The sequence below is a fragment of the Deinococcus sp. YIM 134068 genome (assembly GCF_036543075.1).
GTDB lineage: Bacteria > Deinococcota > Deinococci > Deinococcales > Deinococcaceae > Deinococcus > Deinococcus lichenicola.
The window spans coordinates 1-24,271 of record NZ_JAZHPF010000030.1; the positions used below are offsets into that span (position 1 = coordinate 1).

Below are 24,271 nucleotides of genomic sequence, written 5' to 3' on the forward strand. Positions count from 1 at the left end.
GGGTAAGCCTGACCCTGAGCCACTGAGCGGACGAAAACGCCCTCATACTGTACTACAAACAACGCTCGAAGTCGGCTGGCAGCTCGTTTTTCGTTCGCCCTCATAAAATCTGTCAGGCCGTCAGGGTCGTCACGACTGCCCTACCTAACTGTGGTCGGCGATGGACCGGGCCACCCGACGGATCGCGGCCTCGTGGGACAACGAGACGCGCTGGGTGCCCTCAGACTCTGGGAAAGCCTCCTCACGCCCGGCCTGGACGCCGTTTGCCCTACCGATGGCTTGAAGCTCCATCGCGGCGGGGTGTCTGGAGCCTTGCACCGCGTCGAGAGCATCCAGCACATCGAGCGCTTCCATGCCACGCTCCGCTTGGGATTGGCCCATCTGGTGCAAACAGACCAATTCGGAGACCGTCCTACGGCTCTTCATCCACCGCCATACCGCGTTATTCCCCTGAACCCTCGCCCACCCGGATTCCAATTGGGAAAGAGAAGGGCGGCCCGCCTTCCCCGCGTGGCCGCCCCTTTCCCTGTTCCGACCTACCGGGCGACCTCCACCGCGCGGCTCTCGCGCACGACCGTGACCTGCACCTGGCCGGGGTACTCCATGTCCTGCTCCACCCGTCCGGCGATCTCGCGGGCGAGGAGGGTGGCCTGCGCGTCGCTGACCTTCTCGGGCTGGACGATCACGCGCACCTCGCGCCCGGCCTGGATGGCATACGCCTGCTGCACGCCGGGAAAGGCGACGGCGATCTGCTCCAGTTGCTCCAGCCGCCGGACATAGGCCTCCAGCTCCTCGCGCCGCGCACCGGGCCGGGCCGCGCTGATCGCGTCGGCGGCGGCCACGAGCACCGAATACAGCGTCTCCCCGTTCTCCGGGTCGTGGTGGTGGGCGATGGCGTCGATGACCTCGGCGGGTTCCCCGAACCGCTTGGCGAGGTTGACCCCGATCTCGACGTGGGTGCCCTCGATCTCGCGGTCGATGCTCTTGCCCACATCGTGCATCAACCCGGCGCGGCGGGCCAGCCCGGCGTCCAGTCCGAGTTCGTCCGCCATGATGCCCGTGAGGTGCGCGACCTGAACCGAGTGCTTGAGGACGTTCTGACCGTAGCTCGTGCGGAAGTACATCCGCCCCAGCAGTTGCACCAGCCCCGGCTTGAGACCCACCACGCCCGCCTCGATGGCCGCCTCCTCGCCCTGGGTGTGGATGAAGGTCTTCATCTCGTCCTGCGCCTTGTGGACCATCTCCTCGATGCGGGTGGGGTGGATGCGCCCGTCGGCGACCAGCGCGTCGAGCACATGCTTGGCGACCTCGCGCCGCACCGGATTGAAGGACGAGAGGATGACGGCCTCCGGCGTGTCGTCGATGATCAGGTCCACGCCCGTCAGCGCCTCGAAGGCGCGGATGTTGCGGCCCTCGCGCCCGATGAGGCGGCCCTTCATCGCGTCGTTAGGAATGGGCACGACCGACACGCTGAGCTGCGCGCTCGTCTCCGAGGCGCTGCGCTGGATGGCCTGCGCGACCACGCTGCGGGCGGTGCGCCTCGCCTCGGCGGTGGCCCGCTCGGTCATCGCCCGGACGCGGATGGCCTTTTCCTCCTCCAGCTCGGCGTCGAGGCGGCCCAGAATTTGCTCGCGGGCCGCCTCCGGGGTCAGGTTCGCCACCTCGTACAGCTTGAGTTCGGCCTGCCGCGCCCGCTCGCCCAGTTCGGCCTCCTGCCCGGCGAGCGCCCGGAGTTGCCCCTCCAGCCGCTCCTCCAGCGCGTCGAGCTTGTCGCCCCGCGCGTCGAGTTGCTCGGCCCGGCGGTTGAGGCGCTCGATCTCGCGCTTGAGTTCGTCGCGCTCGCGGCGGGTCTCCTGGCGGTCCGCGCTCAGCGACTCGCGCTCGCGGGCGGCGTCCTGCTTGGCCTGGGTGCGCTCCTCCTCGAACTGCCCGCGCAGGGCCGCGATCTGGTCGCGCTGCGCGTCGAGTTGAAGGGCGATCTGACGTTCACGTTCATCGGCTTCCTGAAGGCGGCGGGCGGCGTCCTGGCGGGTTTGCTCGGCCTGCTGCCGGACCGCCTCGGCCTGCTCGCGCAGGTGCCGGGCCTCGGCGTCCGCCTGGGCCTGGATGCGCTCGGCCTCGGCCTGGGCCTCGCGTTGCAGGCGGTCGTCGGTTGCGGCCTGCCTCCGCTGCCCGCGCGAGTGCCTCCAGAACGACCACGTGGTCAGTGCCCCCAAGAGCGCCAAGATGACATACATCCCTGTCATGGTGGCCTCATCTCCTTTCGGTGAGAGAGGGGCGCGACCCCACAAACCTCGCGGAGCGCGCCCGGTGAAGTGTCGTCGGTGGAAAGAGAGTAGGAAAAAAGTTGTGTGGGTGGCGTGTGAGTCACCCGCGCAGACAGTCTATCCCCAAGCCCCCCGCAAACCGTCCGGACCATCTTCACGACACCTACGCCGCAAGCTCAAGAGGCTACCATCCGGGCAGCACATCCACCGCGCAGGAGGGCCACCATGCAAAGCGACACCAATTCAACCGAATCCAACACCAGCGAGAGAACGTCACCGCAAGCGCCCACCGTCGCCGAACTCGACCGCGAGACGCTGGAGGCCGTCCAGGCCGTCTTCGATCTCGTCCGTCAGGGCAACGCCGAACGCCTCGCCCCCCTGCTGGAGCGTGGCCTGCCCCCCAACCTGTGCAACCAGAAGGGCGACAGCCTCCTGATGCTCGCCACCTACCACGGCCACCGGGAGGCCGCCCGTCTGCTGCTGGAACACGGGGCCGACCCGGAGTTGCGAAACGATCAGGGCCAGACGCCCATCCTCGGGGCCGCCTTCAAGGGCGACGCGGCGCTGGTCCAACTCCTGCTCGACCACGGCGCTGACCGCGAGAGCGCCGGGCCGGACGGCAAGACCGCGTTGATAATGGCCGCGATGTTCAACCGAGCGGAGATCGTGGACCTGCTCCTGTCACGCGGGGCCGACCTCCACGCGCGGGACGCGAACGGCCTGTCCGTGCTCGACGCCGCACGAGTGATGGGAGCGCCGGATACGACGGCCCAACTCGAACGGCTGTTGCGGGAGACGACGTAAACCCTCGCTCAAGTTGTTCTGCTGGCCGCTAGAAGCTGGCCGCTGGCCGCCCCTCCCCCTACCGCAGATACTCCCGGAAATAATTCAGCATGTCCCGCCGCGCGTCCCGGCTGGCGACGGTGTTCGCCAAACGGCCCTCGCTGAGCAGGAAGCCGTGCCGCTCGCCCTGATACGCGCTGAGCTTGAAGACCTTGTTCGCTGCGTCGAGCCTCTGCGCGTAGGCGTAGATGCCCGCGATGGGGCTGGGCTGGTCGCGCGTCCCGTGGATGATCAGCATGGGTGCCGTCAGTTGCCCGATCACGGCGGTGGGCGTCTGCGGTTTGGCCGCCGTGCCGCCCTGATCGGGGAAGCCGTACCAGGCCACGCCCGACTTGAACTGCTTCATCTGCGGCAGCAGCAGCATGGTGTAGCGCCCACCCGCGCAAAAACCCGTCAGGCCCACGGCATTCACGTTCACGTCCCGCCGCGCGCCGAGATACTTCACCCCGTCCTCCACGAGCGTCCTCACCACTGTGTCGCTCGGCTCCTGCTCGAAGGTCTGCCAGCCCAGCGCCAGCGTCACGAAGCCCGCCGCCGCCATCTCGTCCACGAGGTCGCGGTAGCCCTGCTCCAGCCCATTGAAGGAGTGCAGCAGGATCACGGCGGGTTTACGGGTGGTCGGGGCCGAGGTCGGCGCGGCGAGGTAACTCTTGTACGCCCGCCCGCCGCTCGTCACGTTCACGTCGGTGCCCCTCACCGCCTGTCCGAGCGCGGGGGAGGAGAGGGCGAGGACCGTCAGCGTCAGCGCGTGCTTGAGCATGGGAGACCTCCACCGCTACCGTACTCGTGCGGGGAGGCAGAGGGGACGAGGGCCGGGTGAGGAATGGGTCAAGAGCGCACGGTCAACGGCGCAGGGCCGCCGCCCACCCCTCCCGCGTCACCCTGGCAAGCACCGTGAACGAGCCGTCCGGCGCGGGTTTGAGCACCGCCGCCTCCCCCTCCGAGAGCATCCAGCCCGTCGTCAGGCGGAGGTTCTGCTCGTGCGTGACGATCACCGTATTGGTGCCCGCGCGTGGGGGCTGCCTCAGCAGCGTGCGAAGGTCGCCGATGACCTTGAGCCGGTCCGCCTCCGTTCCCGTGCGGAAATATGGATTGTTCAGGGTCGGCACAGGCATCACCCGTCCGGCGAGCAGTGCGGCGCTCTCACGGTTGCGGCAGTATTCACCGCTGAGGACGGTGCCGAAGGGGACGCGCAGTTCACGAAGGAGCCTGCCGACCTCGCGCGCATTTGTCCGCCCCTGCTCGCTCAAATTCCGCTGGGTGGCGCAGTCGCGGAGGTCCACCGTCGCGCCATCCGCCCCCTGCGTATCAAAGTGCCGGAAGTACAGCACGAGGCCCCCGGCCCGCAGTTGCGTGAGGAGGGTGGGGCTGACCGTCTCCGGGACCGTTTGTGCGGTTGCGGCGGCGGACAGCAGCAGAGGCAGGAACGCGAGGGCACGGCGCATGGCTCAGGCTAAAAGACCACCCCGCCGGACACTGTGGGCCACATGCTCCGCCCAAAAGAACAAACCCCAGCCGAAGCCGGGGCCTTGCTCTGTCTGAATTACTTCTGCCCGTGGATGACGAGCTTCAGCGGTATGGTGACTTCGGGGTGGGCGCGGTAGCTGATGTCGTACTCGCCGATTTCCTTGACGGTCTTCGGCATGTCGATGCGGCGGCGGTCCACGTCGAAGCCCAGGCGGTCGAGCGCCCCGGCCACGTCGGCGTGGGTGACGGCCCCGTAAATCTTGCCCTCGCCCGCACGGACGCTGAGTTCCACGGCCACACCGTTGAGGCGGCTGGCGAGGTCCTCGGCCTTGGCCTTCTCCTGCGCCTGCGTCTTCTGCCGGGCGCGGAGCTGGGCCTCCAGGGTCTTCATGTTGGCCGTGTTGGCGGGGGTCGCCATGCCACGGGGGATCAGAAAGTTGCGGGCGTAGCCGGGCTTGACGGTCACCACGTCGCCGGTCTTGCCCAGGCGACCGGGTTCAAGAAGGATCACTTGCATGGCCCAGTCTCCTTACTTGCGGACCAGCTTCTCGGTGTAGGGCAGCAGCGCGAGCTGGCGGGCGATCTTGATCGTCTGCGAGATGCGGCGCTGGTGCTTGGCCGAGAGGCCGGTGCGGCGGCGGGGCAAAATCTTGCCGGTGTCGGACACGAAGCGCCGGAGCATCTTCACGTCCTTGTAGTCGGTGATCTCCAGTTCCCCGATGGAGAACGGATCGACCTTGGGCTTGCGGGGCCGCTTGGGTCCCTTGCCGCGCGGTTTGCGCTCGGTGTTGCTGCTCTGGGTCATAGGAGTTCCTCTTAAAGCTGCCGATTGGGTGCTTCGCGTGGTCTAGAGGTCGAGGAGTCGAGAGGTCGAGAGGACCCAAACTTCAGCTTTCTCGACTATTAGACCTCTTGACCTCTGGACGCACGCGCCAGCGTGCCTAAAACGGCAGGTCTTCCTCTTCCGGCGGGAAATCGTCGAGACCTTGATCAATATCCAAGCCCCCCGAACGGGTCCCCGTGGTCGCCGCCCGGCTCGGCTGCGCGCGGCTGGCGCTGGCAGCGGCGGGCTGGGGGCGCGACGCACTGCTCGCGGTCTGCGGGCGAGGTGCGGCGGGGGTGGCTGTGGGACTGCCGGTGCCCACGCCTCGGGAAAGGGCTTCGACTCGCGTCGCCTCTACTTTGGTGGAGTTGCGCTTGTTGCCGTCTTTGTCCTGCCACGCCTCGTTCACGAGCCGTCCCTGCACCAGGACGGGATCGCCCTTCTTCAGGTCCTTCATGCTCTCGGCGAGGTCGCGCCACAGCGTCACGTCAATCCAGTGCGTCTTTTCCTGCTTCTGCCCCTGACGGTCATTCCAGGTCTCGTTCACGGCGAGGCCGAGGCCGAGCACGGCGTCTCCGGCGGGGGTGTAGCGCAGTTCGGGGTCGCGGGTCACGTTGCCGATCACCAGGACCTCGTTCAGGCCGCTGCCCATGCGAACGCCGCCTCCGGCGTCCTGCACGAGTTCGGGGGCGTAGCCGAGCTGCTCGATGCGTCCGGCCTTCACCTTGACCATGCTGCGTTTGCCGCCCTCGGGCGCTTCCCACTGGCTGTAGTCCAGGTTGCCTTCCACCATCACGGCGTCCCCGCTCTTCAGTCCCTTCTCGGCCTGCCACTCGGCGGGCTTGCCCAGGATGGAGACGCGGTGGTACCAGGGCAGCTTGCGCTCGCGTCCGTCGCTGCCGATCACGTGGTCTTCCCCGGCGACGGTCGCCTCGAAGACGGCCACGCCGCTCGGCGTGTAACGGAGTTCGGGGTCGCGGGCAAGTGCGCCGATCAGGTAAACGTGGTTCATGCCTCGGGCCATAACGGGGTCTCCTTTGCTGCTCTAGCTGGCGAGATAACTGGGGCGAGTATGTAGCTGGCGGTTGGCCCTCGCGGGTTGGCCTCAAGGTATCAAACCGGCGTTTTTACGTCAACAGCGTAACGGGGGGTGGGGGGAGGGGGCCTTCAGGCCTTCTTCGTCCGCTGCTCGGGGCGGTCGCGCACCACCAGGATGCGGCGCACGTTGTCGCGCAGACGCAGGTTGAGGGCGATGTCCTTTTCGGGGTTGCCTCCCGCGCGGATGGTGTACATCAGGTAGTAGCCCTCGCGGTCCTTGTTGATGGCATACGCCAGGCGGCGGTTGCCCACGTCGTCGAGGTTGGTGATCTCCGCCCCCGCATTCTTCACCGCCGTCTCGATGTACTCGCGCTCCGTCTGGAGCTGTTCGGCGCTGAGGTTGGGGTTCAGGATCAGGTTCAGGTCGTACTGGGTCATGGTTCACCTCACTTTCTCCGCCACATGCAGGGTCGTGCCTCGCCGGGCGGCGCAACTGGCAACTCTAGCAGAGTGAGGGGCGGGGTTCCAGAGCCACCCGGCCTACATGTCCGGGCCACGGCCCCGCCCGGTACGCTGGGGCATGAGCGACGAAACTCCGCAGAACTGGGCCGAAGGCATCCTCGACATCCTGAGGGAAGCGGTGGAGGGTGGCACCCCCGGCCAGGGCACGGCCTTCCTCGACGGCACGGGGGCGGATGGCAGCGGCAACCACGGCCTGCTGGCGACGCTGGAGGGTCTCGATGCGGAACAGGCCAGCCGCGACGTGAACGGCTCGTCCATCGCCGGACACGCCCGCCACACCGCCTTTCACATGGAGGTCATCGTGCGTTGGGAGCGGGACGGCGACCGGGGGCCGTTCGACTGGAAGGGGAGCTTCCATCCGGCGCAGGTCAGCGAGGAGGAGTGGGAGGCGGTGCGGGGTCGCGTCCGCACCGCCTACGACGAATTGGTTGCTTTCGCCCGAACTCAAGCCGGGGGAGAGGCACACGGGGACGCGACGGGAGGCTTGACGGGAGCCGTCGCCCACGCCGCCTACCACCTCGGCGCGATCCGGCAGATGGTGAAGGCGGTGGGAGCCGGGGCGTGAGCCTGAACGTTCGGCCCTTCGAGGAGGCCGACGTGCCCGCGTGGGTGGCGCTGTCCAACCTCGTGCTGGGGCAGAACACCACCGTCGAGTCTTTTCGGGCGCAGGAGGAACGGCGCGACCCCTCGCACGTCAGCCACCGCTGGATTGCCGAGGTCGGGGGAGAGGTGCGCGGCGTGGCCCACCTGTATTTCTTCTCCTTTGACCCACCGGACTTCCTCCACGCCCGTGTCCTCGTCCACCCGGAGGCGCGGGGGCAGGGAATCGGCGGCACACTATGGGCTGAGGTAGAAAAGGCTGTACGAGAATTGAGTCCAGTGGGCCTCGTCGCCGATGTGGACGACACCGACCCGGTAAGTCTCGAATGGGCGGAGAGGCGGGGTTTTCACCGGCACGCCCACCGCTTCGCCTCCGAACTCAACCTGGCGAGCTTCGATGAGACGCCTCACCTCGCGGCCCTCGAACGTGTGGAGGCGCAGGGAGTCATGTTCACCGATCTGGTGGGCGCGGACGAGTCCACGCTCGACCGCTACCTCCGCTTCGTCGCCGACCGCCTGACCGAGACGCCCGACCTCGCCGGACACCCGCGCTGGCCGCCCCCGCAGGTGCGCGAGATGCTGCACTTAGGCCACGACCCACGCCCCGACTGGCTCATCCTCGCCGTCTCCCCGGAGGGCGAATGGCTCGGCACGACGGCGATGGTCCAGATTCGGGACTTCGTGTACAACGAACTCACCGCCACGCATCCGCAGGCACGCGGCCAGGGTCTTGCGCTGCCGCTCAAATTGCAGGTCATCCGCCGGGCGAGGGAGGCCGGATTCTCCCGGATGCGGACGAACAACCACAGCACGAACGCGCCCATGCTGCGCGTGAACGAACGGCTCGGCTTTCAGGCCCGGCCCGGACGGTACGAGATGCACCGCCCGTCGCGCTGAGGGTGAGGGCTTGCCCTACCTCCGCCGTTTGAAGGGATTCCAGCGGCCCGCGCCCACATCTTCCGGCTGCGGCTCGGCGACTCTGGGAGGTGGAACATGGCGGCCTACCGACCTCACGGGAGCCGTGACCGCGACGCTCTCCGCGCAGGAGTCCTCCTCACCGAGGGCGGCTTGCAGGGCGGCGCGCAGGGCGTCCGCTGTCGGCCTGTCTGCGGGCCGCTTGGCGAGGGCACGCTCGGTGAGGCGCGCGATGGTGGGCGAAAGCTGGGGGTTGAGCGACAGCAGCGGCGGCGCGAAACGGGTCAGGTGCGCGCCCATCACTTCCTCGTAGGTCTCGCCCCGGAAGGGTCGCTGCCCCGCCAGCAGCTCGTAGGCGAGAATGCCGAGGCTGTAGACATCGCTCGCCGGGCCGCCGCTCTCGCCGTGGTAGACCTCCGGGGCCATGTAGAAGGGGCTGCCGCTCGCCCGCCCCCCCTGCGCGGTGAAGTAGGCGCTGCCCAGGTCGCCCAGCGCCGCCCGCCCCTCCTGAACGTACACGTTCTGCCGCTTCACGTCCTGATGGACGGCCCCCAGGCCGTGCAGGTGGCCGAGGGCCGACGCCACGTCCGCCAGCACTCGTAGCGCCGCCGCCTGCTCCAAGACGCGCCCCGGCAGCCGCTGGAGCACGTCGCACAGCGACCCCTCCGGGTAGTACCGCACTGCGAGAAACGCCTGCGGGCCGAAGGGCGTGCCCGCGAAACCCCGCACGAGGTGGGGGTGGCGGAATTGCAGGGTCAGCCGCACCTCGTTCCCGAACCGCTCCGCCGCGTCCTGCGTGCTCAGTGTCCGCTCGTGCGGCACCTTGAGGGCGACCTCCCGGCCCCCCGCGTCCCGCGCGAGGTACACGAGCGAGGTCTCCCCCCGCCCGAGGGGACGCAGGAGGGTGTGGCCGGGAATGGAGCGGTCTGGGGTCATGTTCGCTGGGATGGACTGGGATTGGAGAGGAAGAGTCCTCTTCCCAGTTTAGGGAGAGGATGTCACGCGAATCTGTCAGAACGCGGTGGTGCCCGGACTTCTATGCAGTCCAAAGAGGAAGGAGAGCCGCCCCGCACGACTCCCCTTCCTCCGAACTCGCTTGTCCCTGAGTCCAACCCTACTCGTCCACGCCCGCGTCCTCGGCCACGCGCTTCCCGGCCATCCACTCCAGGCCCGCCCACATCAGGTCGTCGAGGTCGCCGTCGAGCACGTCGTCGGGGTTGTGCTTCATCACGCCCGTGCGGTGGTCCTTGACATACTGCTTGTCGAGGACGTAGGAGCGAATCTGCGACCCCCACTCGATCTTCTTCTGCTCGCCGCGCGCCTTTGCCTCCTCCTCCTCGCGCTTCCTGGCCTCGATGTCGTAGAGGCGCTGCTTGAGAATCTGGAGGGCGATCTCGTGGTTCTTGATCTGGCTTCTGGTCTGCTGCGACGCCACGGCGATGCCCGTGGGGAGGTGCGTCAGGCGCACGGCGGAGTCGGTGGTGTTGACGCCCTGCCCCCCGGCCCCCTGCGAGCGGAACACGTCCCGGCGCAGATCGGAGTCGGGGATGTGGATGTTGATCTCCTCCTCCGGGACCTGCGGCACCACGTCCACCGAGGCGAACGAGGTGTGGCGGCGGTTGTTCGAGTCGAAGGGCGAGACCCGGACGAGGCGGTGGACGCCGTGCTCGGGCGCGGTCATGCCGTACGCCCTTTCCCCCCGGATGATGAATTCGGCCCCGAGCACCCCGGCCTGCTCGCCGTCCTGCTGGTCGATCAGTTCGACCTTGTACCCGTGCCGCTCGGCCCAGCGCATGAACATCCGCGTGAGCATTCCCGCCCAGTCCTGCGACTCGGTGCCGCCCGCGCCGCTCTTGACCCGCACGATGGCGGGAGCGTCGGCGTGCTTCATCGTGAAGAGCGTCTCGCGGTACAGGTCGTCCACCCGCGCCTGAATGCCCTCCTGCTCCTCGGCGAGGAGTTCGCGGTCCTCGTCGTCGGCGATCTCCAGCATCTCGGCGAGGCCGCTCACGTCGGCCTGAAGGCCCTGGTAGCCCTCCACCACCCGGCGCAGCGTCCCCGCCTCCTGCGTCACCTGCCGGGCGCGGCCCGCGTTGTTCCAGAGGGCCGGGTCGCTCAACTCACGGTCGAGTTCGTTCAGCCTGCGCGTCTTGCCGGGAATGTCAAAGGTACTCCCGGAGCGACGCCAGTTTTTCCAGCAATTCCTGCATGGCGTGCCTCCCTTCCGCGCATTTCCCGTTGGCCGGGGCGCGGGCATCTGCCGCCCAGAAGTATAGGGAGGCGCGGGGCGAGGATGCGGCCACGGCCCACGCTCCCGCATCCACCTCCTGTGCCCGACCTCCTCCGTCTCGGGTGCCCCTCGGTGCTTTGCACTCCCCACCGAGAACCTCTGCCGGGCGACCGAGGGGAGGATTGCTCCCCCCAGCCCCAACCCGCTTTGGCGTTCCTCTCATCCCGGCCTGCCACTCCACTCCCAGACTAGGTGCATGAAACACCTTTTGTTTCCGACGGTGGCCCAGGCCGACGCCTTCGTGCAGGACCTCCAGTCGCAGGGCGTTATTCAGCCCGAAATGGGGCAGACCTCCCTCAACCGCCGCGGCGGCATGAGCGGCAGCACGAGCATGGGAGGCGCGAGCACCGGGGGCACGAGCGGCATGGGCAGTGAGACGGGCACGACGACCACGGTGGTGGAGCAGGGCAACCAGTACGTCGAGGGCGGCACCGCTGAGGACGCCGGGGACGGCGCGATCAAGGGCACGGGCGTCGGCGCGGCGGTCGGCACCGTAGTGGGCGCAGTGGCGACGGTGGCGACGGGTGGGCTGGCCGCCGTTCCCGTCATCCTCGGTATGGCGGCGCTCGGCTCGGGCGTCGGCGCTGGCGTGGGCGCGGCGGGCGGCGCGGCGAAGTCCGAGGGTGAGGGCGCGATGGGCGGCTACGAGAGCAGCTATGACGTGGACGACGACCAGTACGACCGTCTCCACGGCGGCACGTCCTCCGGTGGTCGCGCCATCGCCGTGGACGACTCCGTACCACAGGACGTGGTGGAGGCGGCGGCGACGCGGCACGGGGGGCAGTTCGTCTAAAGGGATGAGGGGTTAGGCGTTAGGGATGAGGGGAGGCGACTTGGTTTCGCCTCCCTCGTCTTTTTGCCTTCCGACTTCCGTCCTCTGCCTTTTCCCTAATTCAACATCCGCCCCCCGCCCTGCCCCATCAGCGCCTCGGCCTTTCTCAGGTGGTCTTGCAGGGTGATGTGCCAGTCGTCGCTCTCGGGCGTGTGCTCCAGCGCCTGCTGGGCGTGGGCGTAGGCGGCGGCGGGGTCCTTGAAGCCCTGCTGGGCCATCACGTCAGCGGCCATCTGGTGCCCGGTGATCCAGTCGCGGCTGTCGGGGGCGGCCTCGCGCACCACCCGCTCGTAGTGCTCCAGCGCGTCGTCGAGGTGATAGTAGTCCAGCGCCACGCTGCCCAGCACGAGGCTGGCGGGCACCACCGCCCCCTGCGCCAGCGCCTGCTCGGCGGTCTGCTGCGCCTCCTGGAGCCGCCCGAGGCGGTAGTCGCACTCGGCGAGGTCGGCCAGTACCTCCGGCTGGTAGGGGTAGTCGGGGTCGGCCAGCACGGCCTCCAAACGCTCGCGCGCCTCCACCGGGCGGTCGAGGTCGAGCAGGGCGACCCCGAGTTCGTGCAGCGCGTAGTGGCGGTCGGCGTCGGTGGAGACGCTTAGCGCGGCTTCGAAGTGTTCCAGCGCCCGCTCGTGCTGCCCGAGGTGCGTCAGGACCTGCCCCCACACGAGCGCCACCCCGTAGCTAGGGTCGCCGTGCTCGCGCTCCAGACGGTCGGCTTCCCGGATGGCCTCCAGCGCCGCCTCCGGCTTGTCGAGGGCAAGGAGGGCCTGCGCGTTGAGGTAGTGCCAGGTGGCGAGGTTCAAGCCCTCCTCGGGGTCCTGGCCGGTGTAGAGGGGCCGTGCCCCGTCGAGGGCCGCCTGTGCCCCCTCCGTCTGCCCGAGCTGGAGCAGGGTCGCCGCCCCCTCCTGAAGCATGATCGCGCGGTTGAGACCCCTGGCGTGGTGCGCCGCCTCCGCGTACAGGTGTGCGGCCTCCTCAAGGTGCCCGAGCTGTTCCTCGCCGTCGGCCTGCCAGCTCCGCAGCCGCCAGCGCAGGTGCGGGGGCAATTCGGTCAGCGGGAGGTGAATGTCCAGCGCCTCCTGCGGGTGCTCGCCGAGCGCGAGCGCACCGAGGGCGTGGTAGCGGGCCAGCGGTTCGGCGGCCTCGCGCACCGCCGGGGTGGGAGGCACGGCGTCCGGGCCGCGCGAGCGGGCGTCGAGTTCGGCGCTCAGGGCGAGGTAGAGGGGGTCGGCCCGCAAGGAGGGGTCAAGAGTCCGGGCCTCGCGCAACGCCGCGCCGACCTCCGCCGTAGCCGCGTCCCCGTACAGGGCGTGGGTGCTCGCCAGATACAGGGCGATGCGGGCGCGCTCGGGCCGCCGGGCCTCGCTCATGGCGGCCTCCAGCACGTCGAAGGCCGTGTCGTAGTCACCCTCCGCGAGCGCCGCGCACGCCTGCCCCCAGGTGGTCGCCACATCGATCATCACCCTTCAGGATAGCGTGGGGAAGAGGGGGGGTCGGGTTCCGGCTCCCCCTTTCGGTGGTTGACGTTGATGGAAGGGTAGGGTGTGCTGTGAGGGATGCGCCTGCGCCACCTGTTCCGGGGTCTCCTGCTCGCCCTGCCCATCGCCGTGTTCGCCCTGTTCGGGGTATGGATGCTGAAGAGCCTGTTCTGGCCCGCTTCCGTGCCCTACGCGGAGTTCGGACGGCTGCTGGAGGCGGGTCGAGTGGAGCGCGTCGTCGTGCGGGAGGACGTGGCGCGGGTGGTGCTGGAGGAACCCGCGAGCGTCAGCGTCATGGGTTCGTCTACCCCACGCGAATTGAGCGCGTTCACCGTGCGGCTGCCGAGCAGTCAAGCCACCCCCGACTCCGCGCTGCTCCAGCAACTTCAGGCGCAGGGCGTGGACTTCCGCTTCGAGCCGCCCAGCCAGTGGCTCGGCATCCTGCTCAACTTCCTGCCCGTCCTTCTGCTGCTGGCAATTCCGGGTCTCTTCCTGCTGGCGGTGCTGCTCGTCCTCACTGTTCGCCGCCGAGCGCCGGACCCCCGCTGAGGCTGCCCCTCCTGGCGACTGGCGACTCCAACCCGCCCCCATCACCCCCTCCCCGCCAAACTTTCGGGACGCTAAAGCCGACGTGTGACGCGGCATACGCCCTCCCACCTTGAGTCTGGTACACTCAACTTCAGCGGGGCGGGACTCGCCCCAACGTTTCCCTTTCTCCCGGAGGATCACTCTTGAGGCGACTCAATCCCTGGCTGATCGTCCTGTTCGTGCTGGCGCTGTTCCTGATGTTCTCTCAGGCACCCATGAGCGGGCGGGCGAGTGTCGATTACAATGTGTTCAAGGACCTGCTCGAACAGGGCAGCGTTCAGCGGGTCGTTGTGCGCGAGAACGTCGCGCAGGTGACGCTGGAGGAACCCACGAGCGTCACCGTGGCGAACTCTCCCACGCCGCGCGAGGTGAGCGCGTTCACCGTGCGCCTTCCCAGCAGTCAGGCCACCCCTGACTCTACCCTGCTCCAGCAGCTTCGGGCGCAGAACGTGGATTTCCGCTTCGATGCCCCCAGCCAGTGGCTCGGCATCCTGCTCAACTTCCTGCCCATCATCCTGCTCATCGGCATGATGTACTTCTTCTTCATGCGCGCCCAGGGCGGCCAGAACGGCGTGATGCAGTTCGGCCAGAGCCGGGCCAAGAAGTACGGCAAGGAAAACCGCGTTCAGACCAAGTTCACCGACGTGGCCGGGCACGAGGAGGCCAAGCGCGAGCTGATCGAGGTCGTGGACTTCCTGAAGAACCCCGGCAAGTACCACCAGATCGGCGCGGAGATTCCGAAAGGCGTGCTCCTCGTCGGCCCTCCCGGCACCGGCAAGACGCTGCTGGCCCGCGCCATCGCGGGTGAGGCGGATGTGCCCTTCTTCTCGGTCAGCGCCTCCGAGTTCATGGAGATGTTCGTGGGTGTCGGCGCGAGCCGCGTGCGGACGCTGTTCGAGGATGCCCGCAAGAGTGCCCCGGCGATCATGTTCATCGACGAGATCGACTCCATCGGGCGCAAGCGTGGCGCAGGCATCGGCGGCGGCCACGACGAGCGCGAGCAGACGCTGAACCAGATTCTGTCCGAGATGGACGGCTTCGACAAGACGAGCAGCGTGATCGTGCTGGGCGCGACCAACCGCCCGGACGTGCTGGACCCGGCGCTGTTGCGGCCCGGACGCTTCGACCGTCAGGTGACGATCGACCTGCCCAACCTCAAGGAGCGCGAGGCCATCCTCAAGGTCCACCTGCGGAACAAGCCCATTGCCCCCGGCGTGGACGTGCCCGAGGTCGCCAAGAGTACGCCGTACTTCTCCGGTGCGGACCTCAAGAACGTCACGAACGAGGCCGCGCTGGAGGCCGCCCGCCTGAGCAAGACCCAGATCGACATGAGCGACTTCTACCGGGCGCTCGACAAGATCACCCTGGGTCTGGAGAACGGCTCGCTGACCATCAGCCCCGAGGAGAAAAAGGCCATCGCCTACCACGAGGCCGGACACGCCGTCACCGCCGCCGTCATCCCCGGCAGCGACAAGCTCCAGAAGGTCTCCATCATCCCGCGCGGACGGGCGCTGGGTGCCGCCTTCTACCTCCCCGAGGAGCAGGTCCTCATGAGCAAGGAGCGGCTGGAGAACCAACTGGTCGTCTCGCTGGGTGGCCGCGCCGCCGAGGAAGTGTTCATGGGCAGCGTGACCTCGGGGGCCGCCGACGACTTCCGCAAGGCGACGAACATCGCCCGCAAGATGGTGCTGGAGTGGGGCATGGGCGAGAACTTCAAGAACATGGCCCTGATGACCGACTCCGGCCCGGTGTTCCTCGGCGAGGACATGGCGAAGCCCAAGGCGTTCAGCGAGCACACCTCGCAGCTCGTGGACGAGGACGTGAAGCGCATCCTCACCCGCGCCTACGACCGCGCCAGGAGCCTCGTCACCGAGTACGCCGCCGCCATGCACGAGGTCGCCGACGCCCTGCTCTCACAGGAACTCATCACGGGTGACGTGGTGCGCGAGGCGGTCGCCCGCACGGGCGGCAACCCCCAGCCCATGCCGCAGACGACGGCCTAAGCAGAAGTTCAATCAGGGTGGGTCTTCCAGACGGGAGGCCCGCTCTTTCCTTTGGTCCTGTGACCGGCGTCATACTGGACCATGACCGCCCCTGCCCCCGACCCCTCCGGCGACGACCTCCTGCGCGGCAAGGCATACACGGGTGACGGCGTGACCGTCTACTACGACGCGCCCCGTTGTGTCCACGTCGCCAACTGCGTGCGGAATCTGCCCGAGGTCTTCCGACCCAGGGAACGTCCGTGGATTCAGCTCTGGAACGAGGCGGACGCCGAGCGGGTGGCGGAGGTGGTGCGGACCTGCCCGACCGGGGCGCTCCACTACGCCCTCGAACACGGCCTGCCGGAAGCTCCCGAGGTGCCCACTACCATTACGCCCGTCCCCAACGGTCCCCTCGCCATCAGAGGCGACCTCCACATCCAGACCCCGGACGGCGAGGTGCGGGAGGTCCGGGCTGCCCTCTGCCGCTGCGGGGCGAGCACCACCAAGCCCTTCTGCAACGGTGCCCATGCCAAAATCGGCTGGAAGAGTGAAGGTGAGACGGACCCGAAGCAGGGCGGTGACGACCGGCACGGGGAGGGACAGCGGGCGGATGGAGCGGGGAAGGAGGGCTAACTCCGGCTCGTCGCTCAGCCGAATGACAAATCGTTGTTACTTCTCAGTGTCCCAAGCAATGCGTTCTCTTTCTTCTGCGCTCAGGAGTTGCTGACGTAATCTTTCCACCTGTGCCGGATCGTTGAGGAGTTGCCCAAGTCGGTGAACCCAGGCCTCCAGCTTTTTGTTCGGGTACTGGTAATTATAGAAGGAGAACGAGAAGAACAAGTGGGCGTTCCTGGCGGCGTATTTTTCAGGACCCACCTGCTTCCATTCGGGGAACACAGATTCGGCCCATTCGTCGGGCCTACAAGGCAGTTCTTCCACTCCAAAAGCGTAGCTTGAGCAGGCTTACGTGAACCGCACTCCTTGAGGCTTCCGCCCGAATCCGCCGCCACCGCTAGACTGGCCCATGACCCTCTCCCTCCCCATCCCCGACCTCATCCGCAAGAAGCGCGACGGCGGCGAGCACTCCCGCGCCGAACTCGACCACCTCATCCTCGGGTACACACGCGGCGAGGTGCCCGACTACCAGGTGGCCGCGTGGCTGATGGCCGTGTACCTGCGCGGCATGACGGCCCAGGAGACGGCGGACCTGACGCTCGTGATGGCGGGGTCCGGCGAGGAGATGGACCTCGGCGACCTGCCACGCACCGTGGACAAGCACTCGACGGGCGGCGTGGGCGACAAGACGAGCCTGATCCTCGCGCCCATGCTCGCGGCCCTGGGCCTGACAGTCGCCAAGCTCAGCGGGCGCGGGCTGGCGCACACGGGCGGCACCATCGACAAGCTGGAGAGCTTCCCCGGCTGGAGTCCCGAACTTCCCGAGGACCACTTCATCATTCAGGCGCGGGAAGTCGGGCTGGCACTTGTGGGCCAGTCACGGGACCTCGCCCCCGCCGACGGCAAGCTCTACGCCCTGCGCGACGTAACCGCCACCGTGGACTGCCTGCCGCTGATCGCCTCCTCCATCATGAGCAAGAAGCTGGCGTCGGGGGCGCATACGGTCATCCTCGACGTGAAGGTGGGCGCGGGTGCCTTCATGCGGACGGTGGAGGACGGTCGGGCGCTCGCGCGGGCGATGGTGGACATCGGGACGCGGGCGGGGCGACAGGTGCGCGCCGTTCTCACCGACATGGACGCGCCGCTGGGACGGATGGCGGGCAATAGCCTGGAGGTCCTGGAAGCCCTGGACACCCTGCGCGGCGAGGGGCCAGAGGACCTGACCGAGCTGTGTGTGGCCCTCGCGGTGGAGGCGCTGGCGGCCCACGGGGAGGAGGAGGCGACGGCGGAGACCCGTGCCCGCACGACCTTGCGCGACGGCTCGGCCCTGGCGAAGTTCCGCGCCTTCATCGCGGCGCAGGGGGGGGACGCGGCGATGGTGGATGATCCCACCCGGCTCGACGTGACCCCCGGTCGCGCAGACGTAATGGCCCCCTCCTCCGGCTTTGTAGCGGGCGTGGACGCGCTTGCGGTCGGTCGGGCGGTTCTCGCGCTGGGCGGCGGGCGCGAGCGCAAGGGCGAGGCCATCGACCACGGGGTCGGCGTGGAGCTGTTGAAGAAACCCGGTGAGGCGGTGACGGCGGGTGAGCCGGTGCTGCGGTTCTATCACCGGGACGGACGCGGGTTGGAGGCGGCGCGGGCTTTGCTGGAGGCGGGATTGAGCGTGTCCGACGTGGCCCCTGCGCCCCAGCCGCTCATCCTCGACCGGGTGAACTGAGGCGACCTTCGTAAACGTTGGGACAATCCACGCCCGCGCTTGGGGACCTGGATGGAGTGTTACCCTCACCCCATGCGGACCGTCGTGCTGGTCGTGATCGTCGTGCTGGCGGTGATCTTCGCCGTGCTCAACCGCAACGCGCTGCTGTTTCCCCACACCCTCAGCCTGGGCTTCGTGACCTACCGCGAGGTGCCGCTGGGACTGATCCTGCTGCTGAGTGGGCTGGCGCTGGCGCTGGTCTTTTACTTCTGGGCGGGCGTGTCGCGGCTGCGGGCGCAGGCGGACAGCGCGCGGCTGCTGCGTGACATGGAGGCCCTGCGCGCCAATCTGGACAGCCAGGAGGGAAGCCGCTTCGCGCAGCTCCAGAGCCACCTCGACCAGAAGTTTGGCGCGCTGGGGACGGGAAGCACGACCCAACTCGACCAGACGTTGACCCAGCAGCTCGCAACGACGAACGCGCGCATCGACGCCCTGCAACGGGACCTGAACGTGCAGCTCGCGCAGATCGACGATTATCTGAAACGGAAGTTGCGCTGAGGTTGCCTCCCCGTCTCCTGCGGCGGGGCTTTTCTCGTGTCGTCCCGGTGACGGTCGGGCTTGCACCCGGTTCATTGTGGTGGGGCGCGCACCTCTAGAATGCCCTGGAGAGGCAGTTTCCCACCGAAGGAGAACAAGCATGGCGCTCGACCGTTTTTTCCGCCGTCGCCGCCCGCAGCAGCAGGCGGGGGCGGACCTGCCGGACCTGTGGACCCAGTGCCCCTCGTGCAAGGAGGGCGTGTACAACCGTGACCTGGAGGCCAACCTCTTCGTCTGCCCCAAATGCGGCCACCACCTGCGCCTCGACGCGGGCAAGAGGGTGGACGTGCTGCTCGACGAGGGCAGCTTCGTGCAGCTCTCGGGCCGGGTCCACCCCACCGACCCCCTGGGCTTCGAGGACACCGAACCCTACGCGGCGCGGCTGGCCCGCGCCCAGGCGAAGACGGGCCGCCCCGACGCGATCCTGACCGGGACGGGGACCGTGGGGGGCCTGCCCGTCACCGTCGCCGTGATGGACTTCGCCTTCAGCGGCGGCAGCATGGGGAGCGTGGTGGGCGAGGAGATTGCCCGCGCCGCCGAGCACGCCGCCCGTGAGGGCAGCCCCTTCCTCCTCGTCGCGGCGAGCGGCGGGGCGCGGATGCAGGAGAGCGCGCTGTCGCTGATGCAGATGGCGAAGACGACGGTGGCACTCGAGGGCCTCACCGCGCGGGGGCTGCCCTACATCAGCATCCTGAGCGACCCGACGACCGGGGGTGTGACGGCCTCCTTCGCCACGGTGGCCGACGTGATCCTGGCCGAGCCGGGTGCCCTGATCGGCTTCGCGGGGCCGCGCGTCATCCAGCAGACGATCCGCCAGCATCTCCCCGAGGGCTTCCAGCGGGCCGAGTTCCTCCTCGAACACGGCATGGTGGACGACGTGGTGGACCGCCGTCAGCACCGGGCGTACCTCGTCCGGCTGCTCGGTGTGCTGCTGCGCCGTGAGGTGGGCGCGTGACCAGGGTCACCGGTCCGGCAGAGGCCATCCGCGAACTTGAGGCCCGCGTTCATGATCTGGAGGCGACCGCCCGCCGCACCGGGCAGAACCTCGACGCGGCCCTCACCCCGCTGCGCGCCGAGGTCGAGCGCCTGCGTGTTGCCGCCGCCGCCCCGATCTCCCGCTGGGAACGGGTGGGCCTCGCGCGCGCACCGGGCCGCCCGACGGCGCTGGACTACGCCGAGCGGCTGTGTACCGACTTCACCGAACTCCACGGAGACCGCGCCTTCGGGGACGACCTCGCCCTGGTCGGCGGCCCGGCGCGGTGGGAGGGGCGGCCCGTCATGCTCCTGATGCAGCAGAAGGGGCGCGACACGAAGGGCAAGATCAAGCGCCGCTTCGGCATGAGCAACCCCGAGGGCTACCGCAAGGCGATGCGGCTGATGGACCTCGCCGACCGCTTCGGGCTGCCGGTGGTGTCGCTGATCGACACGCCCGGTGCCTACCCCGGCATCGAGGCCGAGGAGCGCGGGCAGGCGTGGGCCATCGCGGAGAGCATTCAGCGAATGGTGCGGCTGCGCGTGCCCGCCGTCTGCGCCGTCATCGGCGAGGGCGGCAGCGGCGGGGCGCTGGCCGTAGGCGTGGGCAACCGGGTGCTCATTCAGGAGAACGCCTGGTACAGCGTCATCAGCCCGGAGTCGTGTGCCGCGATCCTGTGGCGGGACGCCGCGCAGGCCCCGAAAGCCGCAGAGGCCCTGAAGCTGACGGCCCCCGACCTCCTCGGCCTCGGCATCGTGGAGGAGATCGTTCCCGAGCCGCCCGGCGGTGCCCACCTCGACCCGGACGCCGCCGCGCGTTCGCTGGGTGAGGCCGTGGCACGACACCTCGACGAGTTGAGCGGGCTGAACCCGGAGGAACTCAAGGCGCAGCGGGCCGACCGCTTCCGGGCGCTGGGGGCGTTCACGGAGGGGTGAGCGGGTGCGGCGGGAAGGGGCATGTGCCCGTCCCCGGCGGGGGAGGATGGGGAGAGGGTCGGCTCCCCCGCCGGGCGGCTCACGCCCCCATTCCCCTGTGGACACCGCCGCTTCCGGGCGGAGGGTGTGGGCTGACCCAGGAGGCTGGGAGTCATGCTGAATCTGCTCGTCGACAACGCCGTGCTCACGCTGTTCGTGGTGCTGCTGCTGGGGCTGGGGCTGGGCAGCCTGCGCCTCTTCGGCTTCAGCCTGGGCGCGGCGGGGGTGCTGTTCGCGGGGCTACTCGTGAACGCCCTGGACCCGCGCGTCCGGCTCGACCCGGTGGTGTACGAGCTGGGCCTCGCCCTGTTCGTGTACGCCATCGCGCTTGCGGGCGGGGGGCATTTCTGGCGGTCGCTCAACCGTCAGGGGTTGGTGCAGAACCTGCTCGTGCTGGGGGCACTCGCGCTCGGGGCGGGCCTCACGCTGCTCGCCGGGCGGCTGCTGGGGCTGGACCCGGCCCTCACGGCGGGCCTCTACACCGGGGCCTTCACGAGCACGCCCGCGCTCGCCAGCGTGATTGAGGCCGTCTCGGAGCAGCCCGGCCTGGGCGACCCGGTGGTGACCTACTCCATCGCCTACCCGATGGGCGTGATCGGGGTGATGCTGGCGACCTTCTTCCTCGGGCGGCGCTTCCGGCCCGACTACGCGGCGGAGGCCCGGTCGCTGAACTTCTCGGCGGACGAACTCGTCACCCGGCCCCTGCGGGTGCGCGAGGATACCGGGCTGACGGCGGAGGAACTCCAGCGCCGCCACGGCGGGCGGGTGGTGTTCGGGCGGGTGGCGCACGAGGGGCGGCTGGAGATCGTGGACGCCCGCTCGGTCCTGCGTCCTGGGGACCTCGTTTCGGTCACGGGTGCCCCGGACGACGTGGGGGCCGTGATCGCCCACCTCGGCGAGGAGGGGCCGGAGTCCCTGACGACCGACCGCAGCGTGCTCGATTTCCGGCGCATCTTCGTCTCGAATCCGCGTGTGGTGGGGCACCGCCTCGCCGACCTGCGGCTGCCGGAGCGGTTCGGGGCCACGGTGACGCGGGTGCGGCGGGGCGACCGCGACATCGTGCCGGGCGGCGACACGATGCTCGAACTCGGCGACCGGGTGCGGGTGCTCAGCGCGCGTGCCCGCCTCGACGAGGTGAGCCGCTACTTCGGCGACTCGTACCGCCGCCTCTCCGAGATCAACCTGCTCACCTTCAGCCTGGGGCTGGTCCTGGGCCTGCTGCTGGGCACCCTGCCGCTGCCGTTGCCGGGCGGCACCACCTTCCGCCTGGGGGTGGCGGGCGGGCCGCTTCTCGTCGGGCTGCTGCTGGGTGCCCTGGGACGCACGGGCCGCGTGGTGTGGACCATCCCCTACAGCGCCAACCTCACCCTGCGGCAGCTCGGGCTGGCGATCTTCCTCGCGGGGGTCGGCCTGCGGAGCGGAAGCCGTTTCGCCGCCCAGCTCGGCAGCCCGCAGGGCCTGTCCCTCTTGCTCGCCGGAACGCTCGTCACCGCCGCCGTCGTCACGCTGCTGCTGTGGGTGGGCCACCGCCTGCTGAAGCTCCCCTACAGCCTGATGACCGGGCTGGGTGCCGGGATGAACACCCACCCGGCCATCCTGAGCTACGCGACCGAGCGCACGGGAAACGAGGTCCCCGAGGTCAGTTACGCCACGGTCTACCCGGTCGCGCTCCTGGGCAAGATTCTCCTCGCCCAGGCCATCCTGCTCCTCGCGGGCTGAGCCACCCCGGAGCCAGCCGCACGTCGGCCCACCCAATCCGGCCACCGCCCCAAAAGCAGGAGGGCGACCCCTCCACGAGGCCGCCCCACTTTTCCCCGAAGTTTCGCTCAGTCGTCCGCCGGGTTCGCCACCGTCTGCGCGTTCGTCACGCCGGGCAAGACGGCCTCGGTGACGGGCTTTTTCAGGATGCCGAGCAGGACGGTGCTGACCACCGTGCCCGCGAGGATGGCGACGATGTACATGCCCAGATTGGTGACGGCGTTGGGAATGAACAGCACGAAGATGCCGCCGTGGGGAGCGCGGAGCTGCACGCCCGCCGCCATGCTGATCGCCCCGGCGACCGCCGACCCCACCATCAGCGAGGGAATGACGCGCAGGGGGTCACGGGCGGCGAAGGGGATGGCACCCTCCGTGATAAAGGAGATGCCCAGCACCCCGGCGGCCTTGCCCGCCTCGTGCTCGTCGCGGGTGAAGCGGTTCTTGAAGACGAGCGTGGCAAGGAACAGCGCCAGCGGGGGCGTCATGCCGGCGGCCATCGCGGCGGCGATGGGGCCGTAGACCTCCGAGCCGAGCAGCCCCGTCGAGAAGGTGTAGGCGGCCTTGTTGATCGGCCCGCCCATGTCAAAGGCCATCATCGCGCCGATCACCGAGCCGAGGACGCCCGCCGAGGTATCGCCCAGGCCCCGCAGCCAGTTAGTCGCGGCGGTGAGGGCGGCGGCGACCGGGCGGCCCACCACGTAGACCATCAGCAGGCCCGTGATGGCGGTGCCCAGCAGCGGCAGCAGCAGCGTGGGCTTGAGGCCCTCCAGCGTGCGGGGCAGGCGGATGCCCCGGTTCAGGGTGCGGGTCACGTATCCTGCCAGGAATCCAGCGATCATTCCTCCCAGGAAGCCGCTACCGCCCGTCGCGGCGAGCAGCCCGCCGATCATGCCGGGAGCGAGGCCGGGACGGTCCGCGATGGAGTAGGCGATATACCCGGCGAGCACCGGGATGAAGAGGCCGAAAGCGCCCGTGCCGCCCCCAATCTGGCTCAGCGCCGCCCCGAAGGTGCCCGGTGCCGGGTTGATGCCCCCAAACGCGAAGGCCAGCGCGATCAGGAGGCCGCCCGCCACCACGAAGGGCAGCATATGCGACACGCCGGTCATCAGGTGCTTGTAGAAGGAGGGCACGCCCGCGTTCTTGGCGGCCTTCGCCGCGCTCGCCTGCGCCACGAAGTCACCGCCCCCGCCTCCACCCCCACCGGCAGCCCCCGCCCCCGAGCCGTACACGGTGGCCTCGGCCAGCGCACGCTGCACGAGCGCCTGTCCGCCGCTGATCGCAGGCTTGGTGCCCGTCTGGTACACCCGCTTGCCGCCGAAGCGCGCGAGGTCCACGTTCGTGTCCGCCGCGATGATCACGAGGTCGGCCCCCGCGATGTCCTGCGCGGAGAGCTGGTTTCCAGCCCCCACGCTGCCCTGTGTCTCCACCTTCGCCCGGTGGCCGAGCGCCTTCGCGCCGTTCTCGATCCCCTCGGCGGCCATGAAGGTGTGGGCGATGCCCGTCGGGCAGGCGGTGATGCCGACGATGCTGAGGGAACCGCCCGCGCCCGTCGCCGGGGTCGAGGGCGTGGCAGGGGAGACGGCCCCCGTGCTGACTGCGCCCGTGTTCGCGGCGAGGGTCGTCGTGCCCGCTGTCGCGGCCCCCGCGCCCACCGCCTGCGAGACCAGGCCCGCCGCGTTGCGGATCGCCTCGCCCGTGCTGCCGCGAACGATGCGTTTCCCGGCGAAGCGGGACTCGTCCACGTTCACGTCCACGGCGAGGATCACCGCGTCGGCGGAGGCGATCTCGGCGGGAGTCAGGGCGTCCTGGGCACCCACGCTGCCCTGCGTCTCCGCCCGCAGGGTGTGGCCCGCCGCCTGAGCCGCGCGCCGCAGCGCCTCGGCGGCCATGAAGGTATGGGCGATGCCGGTCGGGCACGCCGTGATTGCGACGAGTCTTGCCATCTGTGCGCCTCCTGTGGGGCTGGGAATCTCCGGCTTTTGGGTTGGGCTTCCGGCTGAGGTATGACTCGCGCAA

25 protein-coding genes are annotated in these 24,271 nt (G+C 69.1%); 12 read left to right on the forward strand and 13 right to left on the reverse strand.

Translation table 11 applies throughout. The features are described from left to right. Positions 1 to 144: 144 nt before the first annotated feature. Positions 145 to 354, reverse strand: coding sequence for a hypothetical protein (locus tag V3W47_RS17970; RefSeq protein ID WP_331826611.1), 210 nt, complete (start codon positions 352 to 354; stop codon positions 145 to 147). A 182-nt stretch (positions 355 to 536) separates the two neighbouring features. Then, complete coding sequence (gene rny, locus V3W47_RS17975) at positions 537 to 2,246, reverse strand: ribonuclease Y (protein ID WP_331826612.1); 1,710 nt, start codon at positions 2,244 to 2,246, stop codon at positions 537 to 539. Between the two features lie 246 nt (positions 2,247 to 2,492). Here rny and V3W47_RS17980 point away from each other — a divergent pair, with 246 nt between their 5' ends. Then, a complete protein-coding gene (locus tag V3W47_RS17980) occupies positions 2,493 to 3,071 on the forward strand; it encodes an ankyrin repeat domain-containing protein (RefSeq protein ID WP_331826613.1) in 579 nt (192 codons plus the stop codon). Positions 3,072 to 3,129: 58 nt separating this feature from the next. Here V3W47_RS17980 and V3W47_RS17985 read toward each other — a convergent pair whose 3' ends face one another. The 6 genes from V3W47_RS17985 to rpsF form a co-directional block, all read right to left on the reverse strand. Beyond that, positions 3,130 to 3,870: a dienelactone hydrolase family protein gene (locus tag V3W47_RS17985; protein WP_331826614.1), complete on the reverse strand. Its 741-nt coding sequence runs from the start codon at positions 3,868 to 3,870 to the stop codon at positions 3,130 to 3,132. Positions 3,871 to 3,952: 82 nt separating this feature from the next. Continuing rightward, positions 3,953 to 4,555, reverse strand: coding sequence for a histidine phosphatase family protein (locus tag V3W47_RS17990; protein WP_331826615.1), 603 nt, complete (start codon positions 4,553 to 4,555; stop codon positions 3,953 to 3,955). Positions 4,556 to 4,653: 98 nt separating this feature from the next. Continuing rightward, complete coding sequence (gene rplI, locus V3W47_RS17995) at positions 4,654 to 5,094, reverse strand: 50S ribosomal protein L9 (RefSeq protein WP_331826616.1); 441 nt, start codon at positions 5,092 to 5,094, stop codon at positions 4,654 to 4,656. A gap of 12 nt (positions 5,095 to 5,106) precedes the next feature. After that, complete coding sequence (gene rpsR, locus V3W47_RS18000) at positions 5,107 to 5,382, reverse strand: 30S ribosomal protein S18 (protein WP_019588452.1); 276 nt, start codon at positions 5,380 to 5,382, stop codon at positions 5,107 to 5,109. Between the two features lie 136 nt (positions 5,383 to 5,518). Further along, positions 5,519 to 6,424 carry a single-stranded DNA-binding protein gene (locus tag V3W47_RS18005; protein ID WP_331826617.1) on the reverse strand — a complete coding sequence of 302 codons (906 nt, stop codon included), beginning with the start codon at positions 6,422 to 6,424 and terminating at the stop codon, positions 5,519 to 5,521. A gap of 143 nt (positions 6,425 to 6,567) precedes the next feature. Beyond that, positions 6,568 to 6,876, reverse strand: coding sequence for a 30S ribosomal protein S6 (rpsF, locus tag V3W47_RS18010; protein WP_331826618.1), 309 nt, complete (start codon positions 6,874 to 6,876; stop codon positions 6,568 to 6,570). 142 nt (positions 6,877 to 7,018) lie between these two features. Here rpsF and V3W47_RS18015 point away from each other — a divergent pair, with 142 nt between their 5' ends. Both V3W47_RS18015 and V3W47_RS18020 read left to right on the forward strand, forming a co-directional pair. Continuing rightward, complete coding sequence (locus V3W47_RS18015) at positions 7,019 to 7,525, forward strand: DinB family protein (protein ID WP_331826619.1); 507 nt, start codon at positions 7,019 to 7,021, stop codon at positions 7,523 to 7,525. Then, complete coding sequence (locus V3W47_RS18020; protein WP_331826620.1) at positions 7,522 to 8,457, forward strand: GNAT family N-acetyltransferase; 936 nt, start codon at positions 7,522 to 7,524, stop codon at positions 8,455 to 8,457. Before V3W47_RS18015 ends, V3W47_RS18020 begins: the two co-directional genes overlap by 4 nt. 15 nt (positions 8,458 to 8,472) lie before the next feature. Here the strand turns inward: V3W47_RS18020 and V3W47_RS18025 are convergent, their stop codons facing one another. Together V3W47_RS18025 and prfB are read right to left on the reverse strand one after the other, a co-directional pair. Continuing rightward, a complete protein-coding gene (locus V3W47_RS18025) occupies positions 8,473 to 9,411 on the reverse strand; it encodes a serine/threonine-protein kinase (protein ID WP_331826621.1) in 939 nt (312 codons plus the stop codon). Positions 9,412 to 9,589: 178 nt separating this feature from the next. Next, a protein-coding gene (gene prfB / locus V3W47_RS18030; protein ID WP_331826622.1) for a peptide chain release factor 2 occupies positions 9,590 to 10,685 on the reverse strand; the annotation gives its coding sequence in 2 pieces (ribosomal slippage) (positions 9,590 to 10,639 and positions 10,641 to 10,685; 1,095 coding nt in all). Positions 10,686 to 10,961: 276 nt separating this feature from the next. On the opposite strand from prfB, the gene V3W47_RS18035 reads away from it, so the two are divergent. Continuing rightward, a complete protein-coding gene (locus tag V3W47_RS18035; protein WP_331826623.1) occupies positions 10,962 to 11,558 on the forward strand; it encodes a hypothetical protein in 597 nt (198 codons plus the stop codon). A gap of 95 nt (positions 11,559 to 11,653) precedes the next feature. Here the strand turns inward: V3W47_RS18035 and V3W47_RS18040 are convergent, their stop codons facing one another. Beyond that, positions 11,654 to 13,054 (reverse strand): tetratricopeptide repeat protein, encoded by a 1,401-nt coding sequence (locus tag V3W47_RS18040; RefSeq protein WP_331826624.1) that lies wholly within the window; start codon positions 13,052 to 13,054, stop codon positions 11,654 to 11,656. 96 nt (positions 13,055 to 13,150) lie between these two features. Here V3W47_RS18040 and V3W47_RS18045 point away from each other — a divergent pair, with 96 nt between their 5' ends. The 3 genes from V3W47_RS18045 to V3W47_RS18055 all read left to right on the forward strand — a co-directional run bounded on the left by V3W47_RS18045 (position 13,151) and on the right by V3W47_RS18055 (position 16,275). Further along, positions 13,151 to 13,621, forward strand: coding sequence for an ATP-dependent metallopeptidase FtsH/Yme1/Tma family protein (locus tag V3W47_RS18045; RefSeq protein ID WP_331826625.1), 471 nt, complete (start codon positions 13,151 to 13,153; stop codon positions 13,619 to 13,621). Between the two features lie 182 nt (positions 13,622 to 13,803). Further along, the gene (ftsH, locus tag V3W47_RS18050; protein ID WP_331826626.1) at positions 13,804 to 15,663 is read left to right on the forward strand and encodes an ATP-dependent zinc metalloprotease FtsH; all 1,860 of its coding nucleotides are present in this window, start codon (positions 13,804 to 13,806) and stop codon (positions 15,661 to 15,663) included. Between the two features lie 81 nt (positions 15,664 to 15,744). Next, the gene (locus tag V3W47_RS18055) at positions 15,745 to 16,275 is read left to right on the forward strand and encodes a (4Fe-4S)-binding protein (protein ID WP_331826627.1); all 531 of its coding nucleotides are present in this window, start codon (positions 15,745 to 15,747) and stop codon (positions 16,273 to 16,275) included. Positions 16,276 to 16,311: 36 nt separating this feature from the next. On the opposite strand, the gene V3W47_RS18060 is transcribed toward V3W47_RS18055, so the two are convergent. Next, positions 16,312 to 16,581 carry a hypothetical protein gene (locus tag V3W47_RS18060; RefSeq protein WP_331826628.1) on the reverse strand — a complete coding sequence of 90 codons (270 nt, stop codon included), beginning with the start codon at positions 16,579 to 16,581 and terminating at the stop codon, positions 16,312 to 16,314. An 85-nt stretch (positions 16,582 to 16,666) separates the two neighbouring features. On the opposite strand from V3W47_RS18060, the gene V3W47_RS18065 reads away from it, so the two are divergent. From V3W47_RS18065 to V3W47_RS18085, 5 genes are all read left to right on the forward strand, one after another. After that, positions 16,667 to 17,974: a thymidine phosphorylase gene (locus V3W47_RS18065; RefSeq protein WP_331826629.1), complete on the forward strand. Its 1,308-nt coding sequence runs from the start codon at positions 16,667 to 16,669 to the stop codon at positions 17,972 to 17,974. 72 nt (positions 17,975 to 18,046) lie between these two features. After that, on the forward strand, positions 18,047 to 18,511 hold the full coding sequence (locus V3W47_RS18070) for a LapA family protein (protein WP_331826630.1): 465 nt from the start codon (positions 18,047 to 18,049) through the stop codon (positions 18,509 to 18,511). Positions 18,512 to 18,650: 139 nt separating this feature from the next. Beyond that, on the forward strand, positions 18,651 to 19,505 hold the full coding sequence (accD, locus tag V3W47_RS18075; protein ID WP_331826631.1) for an acetyl-CoA carboxylase, carboxyltransferase subunit beta: 855 nt from the start codon (positions 18,651 to 18,653) through the stop codon (positions 19,503 to 19,505). Beyond that, positions 19,502 to 20,458 carry an acetyl-CoA carboxylase carboxyltransferase subunit alpha gene (locus V3W47_RS18080; protein ID WP_331826632.1) on the forward strand — a complete coding sequence of 319 codons (957 nt, stop codon included), beginning with the start codon at positions 19,502 to 19,504 and terminating at the stop codon, positions 20,456 to 20,458. The genes accD and V3W47_RS18080 overlap by 4 nt, the downstream gene beginning before the upstream one ends. 153 nt (positions 20,459 to 20,611) lie before the next feature. Continuing rightward, positions 20,612 to 22,216, forward strand: coding sequence for an aspartate:alanine exchanger family transporter (locus tag V3W47_RS18085; RefSeq protein ID WP_331826633.1), 1,605 nt, complete (start codon positions 20,612 to 20,614; stop codon positions 22,214 to 22,216). 107 nt (positions 22,217 to 22,323) lie between these two features. Here the strand turns inward: V3W47_RS18085 and V3W47_RS18090 are convergent, their stop codons facing one another. After that, positions 22,324 to 24,198 carry a PTS fructose-like transporter subunit IIB gene (locus tag V3W47_RS18090; RefSeq protein ID WP_331826634.1) on the reverse strand — a complete coding sequence of 625 codons (1,875 nt, stop codon included), beginning with the start codon at positions 24,196 to 24,198 and terminating at the stop codon, positions 22,324 to 22,326. Positions 24,199 to 24,271: the final 73 nt, after the last annotated feature.